The sequence below is a fragment of the Streptomyces sp. SID13666 genome (assembly GCF_010548325.1).
In the GTDB taxonomy this organism is placed as follows: Bacteria; Actinomycetota; Actinomycetes; order Streptomycetales; family Streptomycetaceae; genus Actinacidiphila; species Actinacidiphila fildesensis.
In genome coordinates this window covers 1-13,372 of the sequence record NZ_JAAGLX010000038.1, presented here as the reverse complement: position 1 = coordinate 13,372, position 13,372 = coordinate 1, and the positions used below count along the sequence as shown (strand labels likewise).

Sequence of the window (13,372 nt, the reverse complement as noted above, 5' to 3'; positions counted from 1 at the left end):
CAGGTGTTCAGGTAGGGATTCCGTGCGTCGCCCGGCGTCGTGACCGGCCGAGGCGGGGGCGGAACCAGAGCAGCGCCGCCGCGCCGACCAGGACCCCGCCCAGCAGTGCGCAGGTGACCGCCACCCCGTCGCCGAGTCCGCCGCCGTCCGCGGCCGGCGAGAGCGTGATCGTCGGGCCGGCGCCGAAGTACCGCCGCGCCGAGGGTGCCGGGGTCGGCGCCTCGCCCCGGGGTTCGAGCTTCGCCGCCGCCTTGAGCGCCGCGGCCGGGTCCATCAGACCGGTGCCGACCGCGTCGCTGCGGCCGCCGGCCGGCCGCTCACGGGTGGTGCTCTCCAGGAGCTGCTTGATCTGCGCGGGGCTCAGCTTCGGGTAGGCGGAGCGGATCAGGGCCACCGCGCCGGAGACGTACGCCGAGGCGGGGCTGGTCCCCCACCCCTCGTAGTACTTGCGGTTGGGGTCGGCCAGGATGACGTCGACACCGGGCGCCGAGACGGAGGCGTACCAGCGCCGGGTGGAGAACGAGGCGTGCGCGCCGACCCGGTCCACGGCCGCGACCGCGATCACCCCCGGGTAGGCGGCCGGGTACGAGGCGCGGTCCGCCTGCTCGCCGCCGTTGCCCGCCGACGCGACGACGACCACGCCCTTGCCGAGGGCGTACTGGATCGCGTTGTCGTAGTCCGCGGTGGGCGCGGCGGTCGCGCTGTCGTCGCCGAGCGACAGGTTGATGACGCCGGCTCCGTGGTCGGTGGCCCAGCGGATCCCGTCCGGAACGGCCTTTCCCCTGCTCGCGCGGGCTTCGTCGCGCCGGGGGTCCTTCTCCTCCAGGATCACCCGGACCGGCAGGATCTTGGCCCGTGGCGCGATGCCGAGGACACCCTGCGAGTACCCCGGGCCGTGGCCGTGGCCGGCGATGATGGCGGCCATGCCGGTGCCGTGCTTGGCCCACGTGCTGTCGCCCGGACCGGATCCGAAGCCGATGAGGTCGTTGCCGGGCAGTACCTGTCCCGCCAGGTCGGGGTGGGTGCCGTCGACACCGGTGTCCAGTACGGCGACGGTGACGCCGGCGCCCTGGGTCGTGCGCCAGGCGTCGTGCGCGTGCAGGGCGTCCAGCGTCCATTCCGCGTCGCGGACCGAATCGGCGCGGGCGGACGCGGCCGGCAGCACGGCGAGCAGGGCTCCCAGCAGAGCGGCGGCGGTACGCCCGAGGGCGGCTGATCTCCTCACGATGCTCCCTGGGAGGACGCGGGGTCGGTCGTGACGGCCTTGCGCAGCCGGGCGTCGAGGTCGGCGGCGAGGACGAGGACGTCGGTGCCGAGGCCGGCCTGCGCCGGGGCGGAGGTGGCGCCCGGCGCGGTGGCCGCGGCGGCCGGTTGTGGTTCGGGCACCGGACGGCCGTCCGCGAAGCCGCTCACCGCGTAGACCACGACGGGGAGGGTGGCGGAGACGCTCACCGTCCAGCTGGCCCGCTGCGCGTCGCCGAAGGAGGCCGCCGCGGTGCCGGGGAACGCGACCGGATGAGGCATCAGATCCAGCCGGGAGCCGAGGTGTTCGCTGTTCCAGCGGTGGTTCAGCGCGCTCATGCCGGCGGCGTCGCCGCCGGTGACGAGCAGGCCCACGGTGGTGACGCGGCTGGACGTGGCGTCGACGTAGGTGGCGCGCAGCACCTGCACGCAGCCGACGGGAGCCAGCACCTTCGCCAGCAGCGGGTCGAAGGCGCCCGCGCAGCCGGCGGCCGGGGCGACCCCGATCCGCGTGTAGGTGCGGTCGGCGCCACCGGGTCCCGCGCCCGGCCGGCTGACGACGGGCGGCAGGAGCGTGTCGACCGGCACGCTGTGCCACAGGTCGCCGGCGCGGGCGTAGGCGCCCTGGGTGGTCCCGACCGCCGCCGGGTCGTGGTTGATCAGGGCGCCGGTGGCGGCGCCCGTGAACAGGCCGAGGCCCAGAACGAGGCAGAGCGCCGACGCGGTCCGGCCGGCGGCCGTACGGGGACGGCGGGCGGGCGGCACGGGCACCGCGAACGGCTCGGGTACGGCGGGTGGTTCGGGTTCCGAGCGCGTCCATGCCTGTTGCTGCGGTGCCTGCTGCGGCGGAGTGCCGGGGCGCGGTGGTTCCGGGTGCCGCGCCAGGAACGGTGACGCGGCGGCCGGTGGTGCGGCGGGCGGCGGTGCGGCGGGCGGCGGCGGCACGGTCGGCGGTGCGGGCGTCCACTCCGCCGGCCGCTCCTGGGGGCTGCGCGCGGCGATCGGCTCACGGGCCGCCGGGCGGTGCACGGGTCGCGGCGGGGTCGTCGGGTAGAGCGCGGGGAAGGCGGGCGGCTGCGGAGGGGACGGCTGCCCCGCTCCGTTCTCGACCCCGGTGCTCACCCGTGCCCCCTCGCAATGTGCCTACGTGGTCCGGACCGTGTCTGCCGAATCTCCCCCAGCTACCGCTGGGAGGTGCCCCCACAACTACCGCTGGGAGGTGCCCCAACGGCTGCCGCTGGGAGGTGCCCCAGCCCGGAGGGCAGGTCCTGCCCTCCGGGCGGACGCCGCCATTCGTCAGAAACGGTCTGGCGCCACTCTACGGGCTCCGGCGATGCCGTGGATCGGGAGCGGCGCAGGTCGCGGGGGGTACTGCGGGACGGGTGCCGCGGCGGGTACCGCCAGACCCGGCGGTACCGGGATGATCCGCCCCGGAAGTGCCGTGGAAGTGCCTCCCGCCCGGCCGTGCGCAGCCCGGGACCTGCCCGTGACCCACGACCCCTACCGTTCGGTAGTCACCGTCTGGCAAGCTGCGCGCATGTCTGATCCCGCAGCCGACCGCGTCCGGTACGACCGGGCCACCGCCCATCTCGATGCCCCGGTCGCCATCGTCGACCTGGAGGCGTTCGACGCCAACGCCGCCGATCTGACCCGCCGGGCCGGCGGGAAGCCGATCCGGGTGGCGTCCAAGTCGGTGCGGTGCCGGGCGCTGCTGGAACGGGTGCTGGCCCGTGACGGGTTCGCGGGCATCATGTCGTTCACCCTGGACGAGTCGCTGTGGCTGGCGCGGGCCGGCTTCGAGGACGTGCTGCTGGCGTACCCGTCCGCCGACCGCGACGGCTTCGCGGAGCTGGCCGGGGATCCGAAACTGGCCGCCGCCGTGACGGTGATGGTCGACGACATCTCCCAGCTGGACCTGATCGACGCGGCCCGCCGCGGCGGCTCGGAGCGGATCAGGGTCTGTCTGGAACTCGACACGTCGCTGCGGATGCTGGGCGGCCGGGTACGGATCGGCGCGCTGCGGTCCCCGCTGCGGGAGCCCGAGCAACTGGCCGAGCTGGCCCGGGCGATCGCCCGCCGGCCCGGATTCCGGCTGGCCGGGATCATGGCGTACGAGGGCCATGTGGCCGGGGTCGGCGACTCGCTGGCCGGCCGCCCGGTGCGCTCGCGCGTGATCCGGCTGATGCAGGCCGCCGCGCGCAAGGAACTGGCGGTCCGGCGGGCCGAGGTGGTGCGGGCGGTGCGCGCCGTCGCTCCCGAGCTGGAGTTCGTCAACGGTGGCGGGACCGGCAGTGTGCAGCACACGGCGGCGGAGGACGCGGTCACCGAGATCGCGGCCGGCTCCGGGCTGTTCGTGCCGCGGCTCTTCGACAACTACACGTCGTTCCGGGGGCGTCCGGCGGCGCTGTTCGCACAGCCGGTGGTGCGCCGTCCCGGCGTGGGCATCGTGACGGTGCTGGGCGGCGGCTATCCGGCGTCGGGCGCCGCGGGCCCCGACCGGCTGCCCGTGCCGCACCTTCCGCAGGGTCTGCGCTACGACCCGCAGGAGGGTCCGGGCGAGGTGCAGACGCCGCTGCTCGGATCGCCCGCGGACGATCTGCTGATCGGCGACAAGGTGTGGTTCCGGCACGCCAAGGCCGGGGAGCTGTGCGAGCGCTTCTCCGACCTGCAGCTCGTGGAGGGTGACCGGGTCACCGCGACGGTGCCGACCTACCGGGGCGAGGGCAAGACGTTCCTCTGAACGTCCCGGCCGCACCGGCCCCGCCGGCCCCGTTTCCGGCGGCCGGCGGGCGCGCGGTCAGACGCCGGTGCCGCCCGTGCCGCCGGAGCCACTGGCGGCCTTGATGCCCTTGGTGATCTGGTCCATGACGTCGAGCTCGGGGGCCTGCGCGTTGATGTCGAAGCCGTAGCGGACCACGACGAGCTGCTGCGGGCCGGCCGGTGACGGGAAGACCAGCGACTGGACGTAGCCGTCGTCGCCGACCTTCGTCACGACCTGCCAGCGCACCAGGTACCCCTGCTGCCCGGCGACGGTGACCGGCTGCGACAGCAGCTCCTTGTGGGAGGTGAGCCCGCCCTCGTAGGACTGGTCCGCGTTGAGCGGGATGTCCTCCTTGGCGGCGGCCTCGGGCGTCGTGCTCTTGAGCTTGTACGCCACGGCCGGCACGGAGAACACACCGCCGCGGACGCAGTTCTTGGCCGGGTCGGAGACGCACGGGTAGCCGCCGATGGTCAGGCCCGCGCCGCCGGCGCCGGTCTTGCCCTGCCAGCCGGGCAGGATCGGCAGGCTGATCTTGTCCAGGGCGTCCACGACGACGCCACTGGTCCGGGGCGCCTGGTCGGGGCCCTGCGACGGTCCGTCGGAACCGCTCGGGCCGTCGCCCGGGGTGCTCGGCGCGCTGGTGGCCGCCCGGTCCGAGCCCTTGTCACCATCGCTGTTCTTCAGCATGACGACGCCGCCGACCACACCGCCGACGAGGACGAGGACGGCGATGATGCCGATCGCGATCACGCCTCCCCTGCGGGCCGGCCGGTCCGGCACACTGCCACCGGGATAGGCGGCGTAGGACGGGATGCCGGGGGCCGCGGCCTGGTCGGCCGGGGCCTGGGCGGTCCGCGTGTACTCGCTCCACGCGGCGCCGTCCCACCACCGTTCCAGGGCCGGGCCGTTGCCTGTGTGCCCGGGCTCTGGATACCAGCCGGGCGGGGTCGTCATGGTCACGGCCGTCACCCTAAGGCCACAGCATGAGAATCCCGTAAGTACGGCGGTTACAGGCAGGTCACATGACCGGCATGGCGGTGTGCCGGGCGGTGCCGCCCGCCCGGCACCCGTCCGCCGCAGGTCCCGCCGCTCGTCCTGTCGTGTATCCCGCCGTAGGTCCCGTCACGCCGGCCGGCGGGTGAGCGACAGCAGGTCGCGGGCGGGTCCCGTCGGGCGGTGGCCGGTGGGCCAGACGGCGCGCAGGACGCGTTCCAGCGCGATGCCCTCCACCGGGACCTCGACGAGCCGGCGGGCGGCCAGCTCGTCGGCCACCGCCAGTTCGCTGAGCACCGCCGGACCCGCGCCGCTCAGCGTGGCCCCCTTGAGCGCGGTGGTCGAGGCGAGTTCGAGCAGCGGTACGGCGAGGCCGCCGTGTCCGGCGAGGGCGGCGTCCAGCACCTGGCGGGTGCCGGAGCCCTGCTCGCGCAGGATGAAGGCGGTGGCGGAGAGCTCGGCCGCGGACAGCGGCTTGCGCCGCCGCGCCCAGCGGTGCGACGGCGCCACCACGACGACCAGCCGGTCGTGCGCGATGACCGCCGCGTCCAGACCGCCCGGCACATCCGTCCCCTCGACGAATCCGAGGTCGGCGCCGCCGCTGATGACACGTTCCGCGACGTCCGCCGAGTTCCCGGCGAACAGCGACACGGCGGTGTCGGGGTGCCGGCCGTGCAGCACGATCAGCCACCCCGGCAGCAGATATTCGGCGATGGTCATGCTCGCCGCGACCCGCAGCCGGGAGTCACGGCGGGTGCGCAGCGCCCGCGCTCCGGCGTCGAACGCCTCCGCCGCCTCCACGACCCGCCGCGCCCACTCGGTGACCAGCGCGCCCGCGTCGGTGAGGGTGGAGCCGGTGGGCGAGCGGTTCACCAGCGCGACGCCCAGCTGCCGTTCCACGGCCCGCACCCGGCTGCTCGCGGCCGGCTGGCTGATGCCCAGCTCGCGGGCGGCCCGGCCGAGGCTGCCGAGCCGGGCGACGGCGAGCAGCAGCTCCATCGCGCCGAGGTCGGGCACCCGGTGGCCCAGGCCCGCCCGGGGGACGCGGTCACCGGTGTCACTGTCTGCACTCATAAGCCCAGGTTATGCCCCCATAGACCTGCGCCGCCTTCCGGCCGGGCCGCCGGGCGGGGAACGTGGACAGCATGGCAACCACCCTCGCCCCTGTACGGGCCCGCGCTCTCCACGATCTGGAGATCCGCTCCGGCGCCCTGCGTCACCTCGGTCCCAACTGGTACGCCACCGTGATGGGCACCGCCATCGTCGCCACCGCGGGCGCCGCCCTGCCGGTGCGCGTCCCCGGTCTGCACACCGCCTGCACCGTCGTCTGGGCGCTCTCCGCCGGACTGCTGGCCACGCTGCTCACCGCCCGTACCGCGCACTGGCTCCGCCACGGCGACCAGGCCCGCCGGCATCTGCTGGACCCGGCCGTCGCCCCGTTCTACGGCTGTCTGCCGATGGCGCTGCTCGCGGTCGGGGGCGGCACTTTGAGCCTGGGCTCCCCCGTGATCGGGCGGACCGCCGCGGTCGCCGCGGACTCCGTGCTCTGGACGGCGGGCACCGTCAGCGGGCTGCTGATCGCGGCGACGGTCCCGTATCTGATGATCACCCGGCACCGCGTCGAGCCGGGCAGTGCCTCTCCCGTCTGGCTGTTGCCGGTGGTGGCGCCGATGGTGTCGGCCGCGCTCGGCCCGGCGCTGATCGCGCATCTGCCCGCCGGCCAGTGGCAGGAGGCGATGCTGCTGGGCTGCTACGCGATGTTCGGGCTGAGCCTGCTGGGCACCCTGGTGATGCTGCCGCTGATCTGGGGCCGGCTCGTGCAGCACGGGCCGCTGCCGCTCGCGCTGACCCCGACGCTCTTCCTGGTCCTCGGCCCGCTCGGCCAGTCCACGACGGCCGTCAACCAGCTCGCCGACGCCGCACCGGGCGTCGTCCAGGCACCGTACGCGGCGGCCATGAGCGGGTTCGCCGTGCTGTACGGGGTGCCGGTGATGGGCTTCGCCCTGCTCTGGCTGGCGCTGGCCGCGGCGCTGGTGGTGCGGGCGGCACGCCGCGGGATGCCGTTCGCGATGACGTGGTGGGCCTTCACCTTCCCCGTCGGCACCTGTGTCACGGGCGCCGCGGGACTGGCCCGGCACACCGGCCTCGACGCCTTCGCGTGGCTCGCGGCCGCGCTGTACGTCGTCCTCGTGGCGGCCTGGGCGGTCGCCGGTACGCGGACGGTGCGCGGGCTGCTCAGCGGATCGCTGCTCGCAGCGCCGCGCTGAGCGCGGCGGGCGCGGCCGTGAGCGAGGGGCCGTACCAGGTGAGGTGACGGCCGCCGACGAGCGCGGCGGGCAGGCCGGGGAAGGCTTCCGGGCCGTCGTCGGCGGTGAAGGCGTACGGCTCGTCGGGCAGCACCACCAGATCGGCGCCGGCTGCGCGCAGCTCCTCGACGGGGATCGCCGGATAGCGGTCGGCGTGCTCCGTGTACACGTTGTCCACACCCAGCCGGGCGAGCAGATCGCCCGCGAAGGTGTCCCGGCCGAGCACCATCCAGGGCCGCCGCCAGATCGGGACGACCGCGCGCAGCCGCCGCCCGGGGACGGGCAGCGCGCGCCAGGCGGCCGCCGCCTCGTCGAGCCAGCCGGGACGTTCCAGGCCGCAGCCGTCGACCAGCACCCGGTGGAGTTCGGCGAAGGCCTGGTCGAGGTCGCGGATCTCGGTGACCAGGACCGGCACCCCGGCGGCTCGCAGTTCGACGATGTCCGGTGCGCGGTTCTCCTCCTCGTTGGCGATCACGAGGTCGGGCGCGAGGGCGGTGATCCGGGCGATGTCCGGGTTCTTGGTCCCGCCGATCCGGGTCACCTCCAGACCGGCCGGGTGGCTGCACCAGTCGGTCGCGCCGACCAGCAGCCCGGGGGCGGTCCCCGCCACCGCCTCGGTCAGTGAGGGGACAAGCGAAACCACGCGCCGTACGGCAGGACGATGAGTCACCGGCCTACCGTACGGCGCGTGGTCGGGGCCCGGCGCGCACCGTCAGGTCGCGCGGCCGGGCAGCCGGTCAGCCCTTGGCGGCCGCCGCCGGCTTCTTCACCGGCGCGATCTTGTCGATCAGGCCGGGGTTCTTCTTGAGCCAGGCGCGCACGCCGTCCTGCTCATGGTTCTGTCCGGCGTCCTGGATGGCCGCCTCCAGACTGCTGAGTTGCGGCTCGGTGAGCTTGAAGTCCTTGAGCCACTGGGCGACCTGCGGCTCCTTGGCCGCGAACCCCTTGTGGGTCAGGGTGTGCAGGCCGTCACCGGCGCCCCAGGCGCCCATCGGGTCCTTGAGCTTCTTCAGGTCGTACTTGCTGTAGGCCCAGTGCGGGGACCACAGGGTGACGACGACGGGCTCCTTGGCCTTCAGCGACCGGTCGAGCTGGGCCAGCATGCTCGCGGTGCTGCCGGTGGTGACCTGGTACTCGCCCTCCAGGCCGTACTGCTTGAGGACCTTGTCGTTGAGAGCCTTCATCATGCCTGCGCCCGGCTCGATGCCGATGATCCGGCCCTTGAACTTGCCGCCCTGCCCCTTGAGGTCGGCCAGCGAGTCGACGCCCTTGACGTAGGAGGGGACGGAGAGTTCGAGGGAGGTCGGGCCGTACCAGGAGCCCAGGTCGTCCAGGCTGTCCTTGTACTTGTCCCAGTACGACTGGTGGGTGGTCGGCAGCCAGGCGTCGGTCTGGAAGTCCAGCTTCCCGGCGGACAGCCCGGTGTAGAGCGCACCGACGTCGTACTGCGAGAGCTTGGGCTGGTAGCCGCGCTCCTCCAGCGCTTCCTTCCACAGGAAGCTGGACGCGATGCCCTCGTCCCAGGGGATGTAGCCGATGTTCACCGAGCGGCCGTCGCCGACGTTCTTGCCCGCGGCGGCGGTGTTCGTGTCGGCCGAGCCGCCGAAGATGTTCATGCCGCCCGCCACGAGGGCGAGAACGACCACACCGACGACCGCGATGCCGGTCTGCGGCCGGTAGTTCCAGATGCTGGCACCGCGGACGGACGTCAGGGCCGCGGTGGCGCGGCGGCCGAGCGGTGAGACCCGGGTGCCGAGCGAGGAGGTCATCCGGTCCAGGTACATGGCCAGGATGACGACGGAGATGCCGCCCTCGAAGCCCAGCCCGATGTTGACCTGACTGATCGCGGTGAAGACCGATGCGCCCAGGCCTCCGCCGCCGACCATGCCCGCGGTCACGACCATGGACAGGCCCAGCATGATGACCTGGTTGATGCCGGCCATGATGGTCGGCAGCGCGAGCGGCAGCTGCACCCGCAGCAGGGTGTTGCGCGAGGTGGTGCCGAACGCCTCGGCGGCCTCGATGAGATCGCCGTCGACCTGCCGGATGCCCAGTTCGGTCATCCGGACGCCCGGCGGGATCGCGAAGACGATGCAGGAGATGACGCCGGGCACCTGGCCGACGCCGAAGAAGAAGATGCCCGGGATCAGATAGACGAAGGCGGGCATCGTCTGCATGAAGTCCAGTACCGGCCGCAGCACCGCGCTGACGGTGCGGTTACGGGCCGCCCAGATGCCGAGCGGTATCGCGAGCACGATGGTGATCACCGTGGCGACCAGCACCAGCGACAGGGTCGCCATCGCCTGGTCCCACTGCTGGATCGAGTCGATGAGCGCGAAGCCGGCGAAGGTGAGCACGGCCGCGGTGGGACCGCGCAGCCACAGGGCGACGACCGCGAGGATCCCCGCGAGCAGCAGCGGTGACGGCGCGCCGAGCACGGCGTCCAGGCCGTCGTACATACCGGACACGACGTTGGTGATGATGTCGAAGAGCCAGGCGAAGTGGTCACGCAGATAGGTGACGGCGCTGTCGATCCAGTCGCCGAGTTGCAGCCTAGGCATCGGCCGACTCCTTTCCGAGGGTGCTGCCCGGGGTGCCGGCGGAGCCCGCGCTGACGCCTGCCAGCGCCCGGCCGCGGTCCACGTCCTCCATGAAGGAGGCGACGTAGTCGTCGGCGGGCTGCAGCAGGAGTTCCTCGACGGTGCCGTTCTGGACGATCCGGCCGTCGCGCATCACCGCGATCCGGTTCCCGAGGCGCACCGCCTCGTGGGGGTCGTGCGTGATGAAGACGATGGTCTTGTGCAGGGTCTTCTGCAGGTCCACCAGCTGCTGCTGCATCTCGCGGCGGATCAGCGGGTCCAGCGCGCTGAACGCCTCGTCCATCAGCAGGACGGGGGCTTCGGTGGCGAGCGCGCGGGCCAGGCCCACCCGCTGCTGCATACCGCCGGACAGTTGGTCGGGCCAGGACTTCTCCCAGCCGCCGAGCCCGGTCATCTCCAGTGCCTCGCCGGCCCGGCGCTCACGCTCGGCACGGGCGACGCCCTGCACCTCGAGGCCGTAGGCCGCGTTCTCCAGCACGCTGCGGTGCGGGAAGAGCGCAAAGTGCTGGAAGACCATGCTGATGCTGTGCGAGCGCACACGGCGCAGTTCGGTGTCGTTCAGCGCGGTGAGGTCCTGGCCGTCGAACAGTACGCGTCCGGCAGTGGGTGGAAGCAGTCCGTTGAGCGTGCGCAGGAGGGTGGACTTGCCCGATCCGGACAGGCCCATGACGACGAAGACCTCGCCCTCGCTCACCTCGAAGGAGGCATCGATGACGGCTGGTGTGACACCGTCCTCGCGCAGCTCGTCGCGGTCCGCGCCCGCTTCGAGCCGGCGGACCGCTTCTTCGGGCTGTCGCCCGAAGACCTTGTACAGATGCTCAACTTGCAGCCTTGACACATATACCTCGCGGCTCGCAGGAAGAGCGACGCACAGCCCCCGCTTGTGGGTCGCTCACTTCAAGTCCGGCGGCTGCCCCCCCCTTATGCAAACCAAACGCAACGGTGACTCAGGTCACATCTCGTCACATTCGGCGCAAGAGCACCGCGGGCGCCGTGCGGCCCGGCGCGGCGGCGCCGGAATCACCCCGCGCGGGCGTGCCATGCTGGCCGCGTGACTGACGCGCGCCCGAACAAGCTGCTCCTGCTCGACACCGCGAGCCTGTACTTCCGCGCCTATTTCGGCGTCCCGGAGTCGGTGAAGGCACCCGACGGCACCCCCGTCAACGCGGTGCGCGGGCTGCTGGACTTCATCACCCGGCTGGTCACCGACCACAGCCCCGACGAGATCGTCGCCTGCATGGACGCCGACTGGCGGCCGCAGTGGCGGGTCGACCTCATCCCCTCCTACAAGGCGCACCGCGTCGCCGAGGAGGCGCCCGAGGGTGCGTCGGGACCGGACACCGAGGAGATCCCCGACACGCTCTCCCCGCAGGTCCCCGTCATCGAGGCCGTCCTCGACGCCATCGGCATCGCCCGCGTCGGCGTCGCCGGCTACGAGGCGGACGACGTCATCGGGACGCTCGCCGGCCAGGCCCTGTGGGCGGTCGACATCGTCACCGGTGACCGCGACCTGTTCCAGCTGGTCGACGACGCCCGCGGCGTGCGCGTGCTCTACCCCCGCAAGGGTGTCGGCGACTGCGACTTCATCACCGAGGACGTCATCCTCGAACGCTACGGCGTCCGTGCCGACCAGTACGCCGACTTCGCGGCGCTGCGCGGCGACGCCAGCGACGGCCTGCCGGGGGTGAAGGGCATCGGCGAGAAGACCGCCGCGCAGCTCATCAACGAGCACGGCGACCTGGCCGGAGTCCGGCGTGCCGCCGCGGACCCGGTCTCCAAGCTCACCCCCGCCAAGCGCCGGGGGATCCTGGAGGCCTCGGACTATCTGGACGTCGCCCCCAAGGTCGTCACGGTCGCCCCCGACGTCCCGCTCCCCGCGTTCAACCCGGCCCTGCCCACCGAGCCCGCCGACCCCGAGGTCCTCGAAGCCCTCGCCGCCCAGTGGGGTCTGGGCAGTTCCCTGATGCGCCTGCTGGACGCGTTGGACGAGGCGCACTAGGGCGCGTTCCGAAAGGAGCGACGTTCACAACGCCGAGGCGCAGTCCGACACTTCGGACAGAACTGACCCGCGAATGGCCAAATTCGAAAGGATCTTCCCTCAAAACAGTGCGGGATCAGTCGGTCGCGGTGTGTACTGTGCGGATCCGCTTTCGGGGCGGATGGTGCCCCGTTCCCCCCGCTCCCTGATCTCCCTGAGGTCCATTCGATGATCGAAATACCGGACCTGGCCGCCGGCGGCCTGGCCGCCGGGACCGTGTTGGCGTTCGTCCTGGGGGGCGGGCTGTTGCGCTCGCGCCGTCACCGGGCCCGGCAGGGCGAGGAGATCGCCGCCCTGCGCACCCATCTGGACGGCGCGCGGCAGGAAATCGGCCGCTCCGCCGACGCGTTCACCGCCGAGATCGTCCACTTGGCGAACCAGCGCATGCCGGCCGAGGCCACCCGCGCCGCCCACCCGCACATCCAGGTGCCGGGGCCGCTCCACCCGGAGCTCGCCGGCACCGGTCTTGGCGCGGGCCTGGACAGTGTCCTGGACGGGCTGCTGACCGCCATGGCGCAGGAGCGCAAACGGGTCGACGCGGCCGCCCGCGCGGGCATGCGCGGCGCCACCCGGGACATCCAGGCCGGGCTGTACCGGCTGCAGGACGTCCTGCGCGGCATGCAACAGCGCTACGACGACCCGGAGTTGTCGCAGACGCTGTTCGCCCTCGACCACGAGAACGAGCAGTCGCTGCGGCGCGCGCAGGTCACCGCCGTGGTGTGCGGTGCCTGGGTGGGGCTGGCCCGTGAGGAGTCCCATCTGGTGGAGGCGGTGACCGGTGGCCAGTCCCGGCTCGTCGGCTACCACCGGGTGCGGATCCACAACCACCTGGAGCCGGGCATGGCGCTCGTCTCGCACGCCGTGGAACCCGTCGCGATCATCGTCGCCGAACTCCTCGACAACGCGCTGCGGCACTCCGCCCCGGACACCGAGGTCACGGTGAACCTCGAACGCGCCCACCACGGCGTCTCGGTCACGATCGACGACGCCGGGGTCGGCATGGCCACGGACGAACGGGCCTACGCGCAGCGGATGGTGGCGGGACGCGACCCGATCCTGTTGTCCGAGCTGGGTGACCCGCCCCGGATGGGGCTGGCCGCGATCGGCCAGCTGACCCGGAAGTTCGACCTGTCCGTCGACCTGTCGTCGCCGTCGCCCTACGGCGGCGTCCGCGCGGTGCTGCTCGTCAAGAACCACCTGCTCAGCCGGATCGACCCGGTCGAACGGCCGCCCGCCGCCAGCACCCCGCGCTCCACCCGCCCGGAGGCGCCGGCGGAGGCGCGGCCCGTGCCGCACACGCGGACGCACACGGCCGCGCACACCACGGCGCAGCCGGCGGCCCCCGTCGCCGCGCGCGACTCCGCCGTCATCACCCATGAACCCGCGCCGGACGGCGACGCCCTGCCGCAGCGCCGCCGCAGGGCCCGTGCCG

The 13,372-nt window shown here is 73.2% G+C and carries 10 protein-coding genes and 1 pseudogene; 4 read left to right on the top strand and 7 right to left on the bottom strand.

What is annotated here, in order from left to right; genetic code table 11:
- Window positions 1-7 precede the first annotated feature (7 nt).
- Entirely contained in the window at window positions 8-1,228 is a 1,221-nt protein-coding gene (mycP, locus tag G3I60_RS33500; RefSeq protein ID WP_164297074.1) for a type VII secretion-associated serine protease mycosin, read from the bottom strand.
- Window positions 1,222-2,364, bottom strand: coding sequence for a hypothetical protein (locus G3I60_RS45910; RefSeq protein WP_239070597.1), 1,143 nt, complete (start codon window positions 2,362-2,364; stop codon window positions 1,222-1,224). The genes mycP and G3I60_RS45910 overlap by 7 nt, the downstream gene beginning before the upstream one ends.
- A 415-nt stretch (window positions 2,365-2,779) precedes the next feature.
- Here G3I60_RS45910 and G3I60_RS33490 point away from each other — a divergent pair, with 415 nt between their 5' ends.
- Entirely contained in the window at window positions 2,780-3,982 is a 1,203-nt protein-coding gene (locus G3I60_RS33490; RefSeq protein ID WP_164299562.1) for an amino acid deaminase/aldolase, read from the top strand.
- A gap of 57 nt (window positions 3,983-4,039) precedes the next feature.
- Here the strand turns inward: G3I60_RS33490 and G3I60_RS33485 are convergent, their stop codons facing one another.
- Together G3I60_RS33485 and G3I60_RS33480 are read right to left on the bottom strand one after the other, a co-directional pair.
- On the bottom strand, window positions 4,040-4,957 hold the full coding sequence (locus G3I60_RS33485; protein WP_164299564.1) for a DUF2510 domain-containing protein: 918 nt from the start codon (window positions 4,955-4,957) through the stop codon (window positions 4,040-4,042).
- 168 nt (window positions 4,958-5,125) lie between these two features.
- Window positions 5,126-6,070, bottom strand: coding sequence for a LysR family transcriptional regulator (locus G3I60_RS33480; protein ID WP_164299560.1), 945 nt, complete (start codon window positions 6,068-6,070; stop codon window positions 5,126-5,128).
- Between the two features lie 71 nt (window positions 6,071-6,141).
- On the opposite strand from G3I60_RS33480, the gene G3I60_RS33475 reads away from it, so the two are divergent.
- Window positions 6,142-7,263, top strand: a complete 1,122-nt coding sequence (locus tag G3I60_RS33475) for a TDT family transporter (protein ID WP_164299558.1) — start codon at window positions 6,142-6,144, stop codon at window positions 7,261-7,263.
- Here G3I60_RS33475 and G3I60_RS33470 read toward each other — a convergent pair.
- The 3 genes and pseudogenes from G3I60_RS33470 to G3I60_RS33460 form a co-directional block, all read right to left on the bottom strand.
- Window positions 7,232-7,945, bottom strand: a complete 714-nt coding sequence (locus G3I60_RS33470) for a helical backbone metal receptor (protein ID WP_343241890.1) — start codon at window positions 7,943-7,945, stop codon at window positions 7,232-7,234. The two genes, G3I60_RS33475 and G3I60_RS33470, sit on opposite strands and share 32 nt — an antisense overlap.
- A gap of 94 nt (window positions 7,946-8,039) precedes the next feature.
- Window positions 8,040-9,863 carry an ABC transporter permease/substrate binding protein gene (locus G3I60_RS33465; RefSeq protein WP_164299554.1) on the bottom strand — a complete coding sequence of 608 codons (1,824 nt, stop codon included), beginning with the start codon at window positions 9,861-9,863 and terminating at the stop codon, window positions 8,040-8,042.
- 61 nt (window positions 9,864-9,924) lie between these two features.
- Window positions 9,925-10,740 (bottom strand): annotated as a pseudogene (locus G3I60_RS33460) (glycine betaine/L-proline ABC transporter ATP-binding protein); the annotation flags it as partial.
- Between the two features lie 213 nt (window positions 10,741-10,953).
- Between G3I60_RS33460 and G3I60_RS33455 the strand changes: the two are divergent.
- Window positions 10,954-11,901: a 5'-3' exonuclease gene (locus tag G3I60_RS33455; protein WP_138354839.1), complete on the top strand. Its 948-nt coding sequence runs from the start codon at window positions 10,954-10,956 to the stop codon at window positions 11,899-11,901.
- A 207-nt stretch (window positions 11,902-12,108) separates the two neighbouring features.
- Window positions 12,109-13,372: sensor histidine kinase (locus tag G3I60_RS33450; protein ID WP_239070588.1), on the top strand; the 1,264-nt coding region annotated here is incomplete at its 3' end.